The 8581-nt window shown below is 63.7% G+C and carries 7 protein-coding genes; all 7 read left to right on the top strand.

All coding sequences use genetic code 11. The annotated features are described in order from the left end of the window. Positions 1 to 88 precede the first annotated feature (88 nt). The 7 genes from KBA32_RS15320 (at position 89) to KBA32_RS15350 (ending at position 8454) form a co-directional block, all read left to right on the top strand. Positions 89 to 1303, top strand: a complete 1215-nt coding sequence (locus KBA32_RS15320) for an ROK family transcriptional regulator (RefSeq protein WP_294360696.1) — start codon at positions 89 to 91, stop codon at positions 1301 to 1303. Next, positions 1300 to 2784, top strand: a complete 1485-nt coding sequence (locus tag KBA32_RS15325) for a sugar ABC transporter ATP-binding protein (RefSeq protein ID WP_294360698.1) — start codon at positions 1300 to 1302, stop codon at positions 2782 to 2784. The genes KBA32_RS15320 and KBA32_RS15325 overlap by 4 nt, the downstream gene beginning before the upstream one ends. Beyond that, a complete protein-coding gene (locus tag KBA32_RS15330; RefSeq protein ID WP_294360702.1) occupies positions 2765 to 3775 on the top strand; it encodes an ABC transporter permease in 1011 nt (336 codons plus the stop codon). Before KBA32_RS15325 ends, KBA32_RS15330 begins: the two co-directional genes overlap by 20 nt. 82 nt (positions 3776 to 3857) lie before the next feature. Next, on the top strand, positions 3858 to 4826 hold the full coding sequence (locus KBA32_RS15335) for a substrate-binding domain-containing protein (protein WP_294360707.1): 969 nt from the start codon (positions 3858 to 3860) through the stop codon (positions 4824 to 4826). 187 nt (positions 4827 to 5013) lie between these two features. Then, positions 5014 to 5967 (top strand): substrate-binding domain-containing protein, encoded by a 954-nt coding sequence (locus tag KBA32_RS15340; protein WP_294360709.1) that lies wholly within the window; start codon positions 5014 to 5016, stop codon positions 5965 to 5967. A gap of 150 nt (positions 5968 to 6117) precedes the next feature. Next, a complete protein-coding gene (locus KBA32_RS15345; protein ID WP_294360713.1) occupies positions 6118 to 7119 on the top strand; it encodes a sugar phosphate isomerase/epimerase in 1002 nt (333 codons plus the stop codon). Positions 7120 to 7305: 186 nt separating this feature from the next. Continuing rightward, positions 7306 to 8454 (top strand): Gfo/Idh/MocA family oxidoreductase, encoded by a 1149-nt coding sequence (locus tag KBA32_RS15350; RefSeq protein ID WP_294360715.1) that lies wholly within the window; start codon positions 7306 to 7308, stop codon positions 8452 to 8454. Positions 8455 to 8581 lie beyond the last annotated feature (127 nt).

Genomic DNA, 8581 nt, shown 5'->3' on the forward strand with positions numbered 1-8581 from the left:
CTATCCAAAGTGACGGCGCCTATGATCCGTTCAAACAGGCGAAGTCAGCCGCCGGACATTCGTGTTCGACCATAAGGAGGGGTAAGTGATGGTTCGCTGGGACGATCTTTCGCCCGCTGAGATCACGGTATTGGAGACGGTTTTCTGGTCGTCCGGTATTTCGCGCTCGGAGCTTGCCGAGCAGTCCGGCTTTTCCCGCAGCAAGGCCAACATGGCGACGGCGGCGCTGATCGAGCGCGGCATGCTCGATGAGACGGGGCCGCAGGTTTCTTCCGGCGGGCGTCGTCCCGAGACGTTGCTGCTTTCTTCCGAAATGGGCGTGCTCGCCGCCATCGATCTTGGCGCTTCGAGCGTCGACGTCGCGCTGATCGCTCCGGACATGACGGTGCTCGCCCACCACGCCGAGAACATCGAGATTGCAGAAGGACCGGGCGTTGTCCTCTCGCGCGTGAAAGACATCCTGCGCGACCTGCGCAAGCGCTGCAACGTCCGCGCCGAGAAGGTGATCGGCATCGGGATTGGCGTTCCCGGGCCGGTCGAGTTCGACAGCGGCCTGCTCGTCGCACCGCCGATCATGCCCGGCTGGGAGGGCTTTTCGATCCGCGAGTACCTGCGCGACGAGTACGCTGCGCCGGCCTTCATCGACAACGACGTGAACGTGATGGCCATGGGCGAGCTGTGGCGCCTGCACCGCAAGCTGCCCAACTTCCTCGTCGTCAAGATCGGCACCGGCATCGGCTGCGGTATCGTCTGCAACGGCATGATCTATCGCGGCACCAATGGTTCGGCCGGCGACGTCGGCCACATCTGCGTCGATCCGGTGGGCGAACGCTGCCACTGCGGCAACCAGGGCTGCGTCGAGATCATGGCCGCCGGCCCGGCGATCGCGCGCCAGGGCACCGAGGCGGCGAAGGCGGGGAAAAGCCCGCAACTGGCGCAGGTGCTTGCGGCGAACGGCGTCATCACGCCGGAGGACGTCGGCCAGGCCAGCCGAGGCGGCGACGTCGCGGCCAACGCGATCATCAAGCTCTCGGGCAAGCTGATCGGGCAGATGCTGGCGACCGTCGTCAATTTCTTCAACCCGTCGCACATCTTCATCGCCGGCGGCATCTCGCACATCGGGCCGATGTTCCTCGCCTCGATCCGCCAGAGCATCTACCAGCGCTCGCTGCCGCTCTCCACGCGCCACCTGGAAATCCTCTACGCGCCGCTCGGCGATCGCGCCGGCGTCATCGGCTGCGCGGCGATGGCCTTCCAGGAAACGATGCGAGTGCGCGGCGTTTTGCCGGGGAGCGAGTCATGAGCCTTGCTGTCGATTTCCGTTCGGTCACCAAGTGCTTCGGCCTCGTCGAAGTACTGCACGGGGTCAGTTTTTCGCTGGAACCGGGCAAGGTCGTCGGGCTGCTCGGCGAGAACGGCGCCGGCAAGTCGACGCTGGTCAAGATCCTCTCCGGCTACGAGCAGGCGAGCGAAGGCGACTTCACGATCAACGGCACGCCGCACCGCTTCGCCAACTCGCGCGAGGCCGAGCGCGAAGGCGTCGTGCTCATCCACCAGGAGTTCAACCTCGCCGAAGACCTGACGATTGCGCAGAACATCTTCCTCGGCCACGAGAAGCAGAAGGGACTGTTCCTCGACGACCGCACGATGAACGCCGCCGCCAAGGCGGCCATGCAGCGCATCGGGCTGCACGCCGATCCGGAAACGAAAGTCAGGAAGCTGATCGTCGCCGAGAAGCAGCTCGTCGAGATCGCCAAGGCTGTGTCGCGCAACGCCCGCCTGCTCGTCATGGACGAGCCGACGGCGACGCTCACACCGACCGAGACCGAGCGCCTGTTCGCCCTGATCGCGCAGCTCAAGTCGGAAGGGGTGACGATCATCTACATCTCGCACAAGCTCGACGAGGTCGAACGCGTCACCGACGAGGTCGTCGTCATGCGCGACGGCCGCTTCGTGGCGCGCGCCCCCACCGCCGAAACGCCGCGCCAGCAGATGGCCAACCTGATGGTCGGCCGCGACGTGTCCGACATGTACCCGCCCAAGGATGTCCCGCCGGCCGCCGCGCCGATGTTCAAGGTCAGCGGCGTCACGGTTCCCGGCTGGGCGCAGGACGTCAGTTTCGAGGTGCGTCCCGGCGAAATCCTCGGCTTTGCCGGGCTGGTCGGGGCTGGCCGCACCGAGTTGTTCGAGGGATTGCTCGGTTTGCGTCCGCGCAGTGCCGGCCGGATCGAGATTGATGGCCAGGCGATCGACCTGAAGAGTCCGCGCCAGGGCGTGCGCCACGGCATCGCCTACCTCTCGGAAGACCGCAAGGGCAAAGGGCTGCATGTGCACCTCGGGCTGCGCGAGAACCTCACGCTGCTCACGCTCGAACGCTACGCGCACCCGCTGCTTGACCCGAAGGCCGAACGCGCGGCGTTGCGCGAGAAGGTCGACGAGTTCGGCATCCGCACCGGCGACCTCAACAACCGGGCCGCGTCGCTCTCCGGCGGCAATCAGCAGAAGCTCGCGCTCGCCAAGTTCCTGCACGCCGACCCGAAGATCATCGTGCTCGATGAGCCGACGCGCGGCGTCGACGTCGGCGCCAAGCGCGACATCTATTTCCTGATCCAGCGCCTCGCCCGCGAGGGCCGGGGCGTGGTGGTCATTTCATCCGAACTTGTGGAACTGATCGGCTTGTGCCATCGCGTCGTCGTCATGCGCGGCGGCAAGGTGCAGGCCACGCTTACCGCAGACCAGCTAACCGAAGAGGAGTTGATCGCTCATGCCACCGGTACTCACTAAAACCACCGCCGACACGTCCGCCGGCCAGTCCGGTCGACTCGTGCAACGCATCCAGGACCTCGGCCCGCTGCTCGGCCTCGTCCTGCTGTGCATCGCCGGCTGGGCGCTCAATCCCGATTTTGCGACCGCCGACAACGTTCTCAACGTGCTCACGCGTACGGCCTTCATCGGCATCATCGCCGTCGGCATGACCTTCGTCATCATCTCCGGCGGCATCGATCTGTCGGTCGGTTCGATGGCCGCGCTGATCGCCGGCGCGATGATCCTGCTGATGAACGGCATCAGCACATCGATCAGTTCGCCGTATGTGGTCGTCACCATCGGCATCGTCTTCGCGCTGCTGCTCGGCGCGGTGTTCGGGCTGGCGCATGGCTTGCTGATCACCAAGGGCCGCATCGAGCCGTTCATCGTCACGCTCGGCACGCTCGGCATCTTCCGCGCCTACCTCACCTACTTCGCCAACGGCGGCGCAATCACGCTCGACAACGCCGTCTCCGACGTCTATAGCCCTGTCTATTACGGCAGCGTGCTCGGCCTGCCGATCCCGATCTGGGTCTTTCTGCTCACCGCGCTGGTCGGCGCGCTGGTGCTCAACCGCACGCGCTACGGCCGCTACGTGCAGGCGATCGGCTCGAACGAGCAGGTGGCGCGCTACGCCGCTGTGGAAGTCGACCGCATCAAGATGCTGACCTACGTCGTGCTCGGCGTCTGCGTCGGCGTCGCGACGGTGCTCTACGTCCCTCGCCTCGGCTCGGCATCACCAACGACAGGGTTGCTCTGGGAGCTGGAAGCGATCGCTTCGGTCATCGTCGGTGGCACGGCGCTGAAGGGCGGCGAAGGCAAAATCGCCGGCACCGTGATCGGCGCCATCCTGCTCTCGGTCATCAGCAACATCCTCAACCTGACCAGCATCATCAGCGTGTATCTCAACGCCGCGGTCCAGGGCATCGTCATCATCATCGTCGCCTTCCTGCAACGCAGCCGGCGATAGCAGCGATTTTCATAGCAGCAGGATTCACCCACCGCAGTCACCAGCAATTCCGATCAATCGGCAATACAAGGAGACACTCACAATGAAATCGATCCTCAGCAAACTGACGCTTACCGCCGCCGCACTGGCCACCATGGCCGCTTTCAGTACAACCGCCGTCGCCGCCGAGAAGGTTGTCCTCGGCGTCGCGATCCCCGCCGCGACGCACGGGTTCACCGGTGGCATCGTGTTCTGGGCGAACCAGGCCAAGAAGGATCTCGAAGCTGCCAATCCGGACCTCAAGGTGATCGTCAAGACCGCTGCCAACGCCGCCGAACAGGCCAACCAGCTGCAGGACCTGATGGCCGTGAGCAAGATCAATGCGCTCGTCGTCTTCCCGTTCGAATCGGCCGCGCTGACCAAACCGGTCACCGAAGTGCATAACAAGGGCGTGTACGTCACCGTCGTCGACCGCGGCCTCACCGACACCAGCGCGCAGGACGCTTATGTCTCCGGCGACAACACCGCCTTCGGCAAAATCCCGGCTGAATATCTGGCCAAGGCCATGGGCGGGAAAGGCAATCTCGTCGCCATGCGCGGCATCGCCACCACATTGGATAACGAGCGTTGGGACGCCTTCACCGGCGTCTTGAAGAACTCGCCGGACATCAAGATCCTCGACGCCAAATACGCCAACTGGAACCGCGACGACGCCTTCAAGGTGATGCAGGATTACCTGACGCGCTTCAAGCAGATCGACGCCGTGTGGGCGGCTGACGACGACATGGCGGTCGGCGTGCTGAAGGCCATCGACCAGGCCAAGCGTACCGACATCAAGATCGTCTTCGGCGGCGCCGGCGCCAAGGGCATGATCAAGACACTGATGGACGGCAAGGACCCGCGCATCGTCGCCAACGTCTCGTACTCACCGAAGTTCATGTACGACTCGATCAAGCTCACGGCGGAAGCACGCCTGAAGGGCGAGAAGCTGCCGGCGACCTACATCATTCCGTCGGTGCTGATCACCAAGGAAAACGCCACGCAGTTCTATTTCCCGGACTCGCCGTTCTGATAACTGGCTGTTCTCCCACCACCGTTCGCCCTGAGCTTGTCGAAGGGCGGGATGCCCGTCCTGTGCGCCTGTTCATGGTTCGATGCCCCGAAGGAAATCCCCTTGGGGGACAAGCTCACCACGAACGGTGGATGTGTTAGCGCTTTGCAGCAAACCTAAATCAACTCAGTATCTGGAGGAGAGGACCATGAAATCGATCGTTCGCAAACTGCTGGTTACCGGTGCTGTTGTCGCTTCCACCTTCGCTTTCGCCCAGGCCGACAAGATCGTGATGGGTGTTTCCATCCCGGCGGCGACGCACGGCTGGGCCGGCGGCGTGGTGTATTGGGCCAACCGCACGCAGGCCGAGTTGGAAAAACAGTATCCGGGCATCAAGGTCGTCGTGAAGACGGCCGGTTCCGCTGCCGAGCAGGCCAACCAGATTCAGGACCTGCAGACGGTCAACAAGATCAACACGCTGGTCATCCTGCCGTTTGAATCGGCACCGCTGACGCAGCCGGTCGCGCAGATCAAGAACAAGGGCGTTTTCGTTACCGTGGTTGACCGCGGCCTGACCGACACCAGCGCACAGAACGCCTACGTTGCGGGCGACAACCCCGGCTTTGGCAAGGTCGCGGCCGAGTTCATGGCCAAGGAAATGGGCGGCAAGGGCGACCTCGTCATCCTGCGCGGCATCCCGACTGTCATCGACAACCAGCGCGTCGATGCCTTCAACGAAGTCATCAAGGCCAATCCGGGCATGAAGGTGCTCGACGCCAAGCACGGTAACTGGAACCGCGACGACGCGTTCAAGGTGATGCAGGACTACCTGACCCGCTTCAAGAAGATCGACGCAGTCTGGGCATCGGATGACGACATGGCCGTCGGCGTACAGAAGGCCATCGAACAGGCCAAGCGCAGCGACGTCAAGCTCGTCATCGGCGGTGCCGGCGCCAAGGGCTACGTGAAGAAGGTCATGGACGGCGACCCGATCGTCAAGGCCAACGTCACCTACTCGCCGAGCATGATCGCCGACGCGATGAAGCTGACCGCCGACGCCCGCGTCAAGGGCGCCGAAATGCCGGCCACGACGATCATCCCGTCGGTGCTGATCACCAAGGAAAACGCCGCGCAGTACTACTTCCCGGATTCGCCGTTCTAGGAGGAAGCCACGTCATTCCGGCGAACGCCGGAATCCAGTAGTGCACCTCTGGATTCCGGGTCAAGCCCGGAATGACGGAAGCCGAAAAGTTATTTGAATCATCTTCGCAGCACAGCTCGTACAGCGACCACGCATTCGCATGAGGACACCATGACCCGACCAATCACACTCTTTACCGGCCAGTGGGCTGATCTGCCGCTCGCCGAACTCGCGCCGCTCGCCAAGTCGATGGGCTATGACGGGCTGGAACTCGCCTGCTGGGGCGACCATTTCGATATTCAGGCCGCGTTGGCCTCGGACAGCTACGTGCGCGACAAGCGCGCGCTGCTCGAAAAGCACGGCCTGCAATGCTTTGCGCTCGGCTGCCATCTGGTCGGCCAAGCGGTTTGCGATCGGATCGACGAGCGCCACCAGAGCATCGTCCCGCCGCACGTGTGGGGCGACGGCGATCCCGAAGGCGTGCGCCAGCGCGCCGCGCAGGAAATGAAGGATTGCGCACGCGCCGCCGCCAGGTTCGGCGTCAAGACGGTCACCGGCTTCACCGGCTCGTCGATCTGGCACTCGATCTACGCCTTCCCGCCCACCTCGCAAGCGTATTGGGACAAGGGCTTCGCCGACTTCGCCGCGCGCTGGACGCCGATCCTCGACGTCTTCGATGAAGTCGACGTCGACTTCGCGCTGGAAATCCACCCGACCGAGATCGCCTTCGATCTGGCGTCGATGCAGCGCACGCTGGAAGCCGTCAAGCAGCACAAGCGTTTCGGCGTCAATTTCGACCCGAGCCACCTCGGCTATCAGGGCGTTGATTACGTCAAGCTCCTGCGCACGCTGGGCGACCGTGTGCGCAACGTACACATGAAGGACGCCTGGTGGGACCGCGGCGACGGCTCGGTCGGTGTCTTCGGCGGCCATGTCAGCTTCGGCGATGCGCGCCGTTACTGGGACTTCCGCAGCGTCGGGCGCGGCATGATCGACTTCGAACAGATCATCGTCGCGCTGAACGACATCGGCTATCGCGGCCCGCTCTCGGTCGAGTGGGAAGACGGCCGCATGGATCGCGTCCATGGCGCGACCGAGAGCGCCGCCTTCTGCCGGCGCGTCGATTTCAAGCCATCGGGCGTCGCCTTCGACGCGGCATTCGAGAAGAAGTAGTCCAAAAAAATCTCACCGCAAAGGCGCAAAGATCGCAAAGACAACGAACAACGCATTGATGGCACATGGTGTTCACCCTAAGTGCTTGCGTAGCGTTTTGATTCTCTTTGCGAACCTTTGCGCCTTTGCGCCTTTGCGCCTTTGCGGTGAAGAACTGAGCTTTTCAGGACAATCAGGAGAACCCAAATGGAAAAACTGCGCTATGCAATGGTCGGCGGCGGTCAGGGCGCCTTCATCGGCGGCGTGCATCGCCGCGCGATGGCGCTCGATGGACAAATGGAACTGGTGGCCGGCGCCCTGTCGTCGAGCCCCGAAAAGGCACTGGCTTCCGGCCGTGAACTGGGCCTTGCCGATGCGCGCAATCATCCGACCTGGCAGGCGCTACTGGAAGATGAGTTGCGCCGTCCGGCGTCCGAGCGCATCGACTTCGTCAGCATCGTCACGCCCAACCACATGCACTACCCGGTAGCCAAGGCCTTCGCCGAGGCCGATATCAACGTCGTCTGCGATAAGCCGCTGGTGCATACCTCGGAGCAGGCGAACGACCTGATCGCCACGGCGGAAAAGTCCGGTGTCGTCTTCGCCGTCACCTACAACTACACTGGCTACCCGCTGGTGCGGCAGGCGCGGCACATGGTCGCCAGCGGCCAGCTCGGCGAAATCCGCAAGGTGATCGTCGAGTACAACCAGGGCTGGCTGTCGACGCTGCTCGAAGGCACGGGCAACAAGCAGGCCGACTGGCGCACCGACCCGGCAAAGAGCGGTATCGCCGGCTGCGTCGGCGACATCGGCTCGCACGCCGAGAATCTGGTGGCGACGATCACCGGGCTGGAGATCGAGTCGCTCTGCGCCGACCTGACGACCTTCGTCCCCGGCCGCAAGCTCGACGACGACGGCAACATCCTGATGCGCTACACCAACGGCGCGCGCGGCGTGCTCATCTCGTCGCAGATCGAGATCGGCTGCGAGAACGACCTGCGCATCCGCATCTTCGGCAGCAAGGGATCGCTGACCTGGCATCAGGAGAACCCCAACCAGCTGTGGTTCGCCCCGCTCGACGCGCCGCCGCAACTTTTCACGCGCTGCGGGCCGGGTTTGTGCGATGCCGCCGCCAAGGCGACGCGACTGCCCTCCGGCCACCCGGAAGCCTTCTTCGAAGCCTTCGCCAACCTCTACGCCGGCGCCGGCGAAGCGATCCGGGCGCGCAAGGAGAAGCGCGCGCTGGCGCCGCTCGAAGGCGACTTTCCGCGACTGATCGATGGTGCACGTGGCGTGCGCTTCATCGAGAAGGCGGTCGAGTCGGCGCATTCGAGCGTGAAATGGACGACGTACTGAACAAATGTACATGCTGGAGCAAAGCTCGCTGCGCGATCACAGCGTTTCCGCTTGCGGACCCGTCCATTCGCCCGATGAATCGGGCTCCTGCAAAGACCCGCGGCGAACGCGCCATCAATACGAGGGC

The sequence above is a fragment of the Propionivibrio sp. genome, assembly GCF_017995515.1.
Taxonomy (GTDB): domain Bacteria; phylum Pseudomonadota; class Gammaproteobacteria; order Burkholderiales; family Rhodocyclaceae; genus Propionivibrio.

Bases quoted from the DNA above. Each gene is read 5' to 3' on its own strand.
- KBA32_RS15320 (WP_294360696.1), top strand. From the start codon at position 89: ATGGTTCGCTGGGACGATCTTTCGCCCGCTGAGATCACGGTATTGGAG.
- KBA32_RS15325 (WP_294360698.1), top strand. From the start codon at position 1,300: ATGAGCCTTGCTGTCGATTTCCGTTCGGTCACCAAGTGCTTCGGCCTC.
- KBA32_RS15330 (WP_294360702.1), top strand. From the start codon at position 2,765: ATGCCACCGGTACTCACTAAAACCACCGCCGACACGTCCGCCGGCCAG.
- KBA32_RS15335 (WP_294360707.1), top strand. From the start codon at position 3,858: ATGAAATCGATCCTCAGCAAACTGACGCTTACCGCCGCCGCACTGGCC.
- KBA32_RS15340 (WP_294360709.1), top strand. From the start codon at position 5,014: ATGAAATCGATCGTTCGCAAACTGCTGGTTACCGGTGCTGTTGTCGCT.
- KBA32_RS15345 (WP_294360713.1), top strand. From the start codon at position 6,118: ATGACCCGACCAATCACACTCTTTACCGGCCAGTGGGCTGATCTGCCG.
- KBA32_RS15350 (WP_294360715.1), top strand. From the start codon at position 7,306: ATGGAAAAACTGCGCTATGCAATGGTCGGCGGCGGTCAGGGCGCCTTC.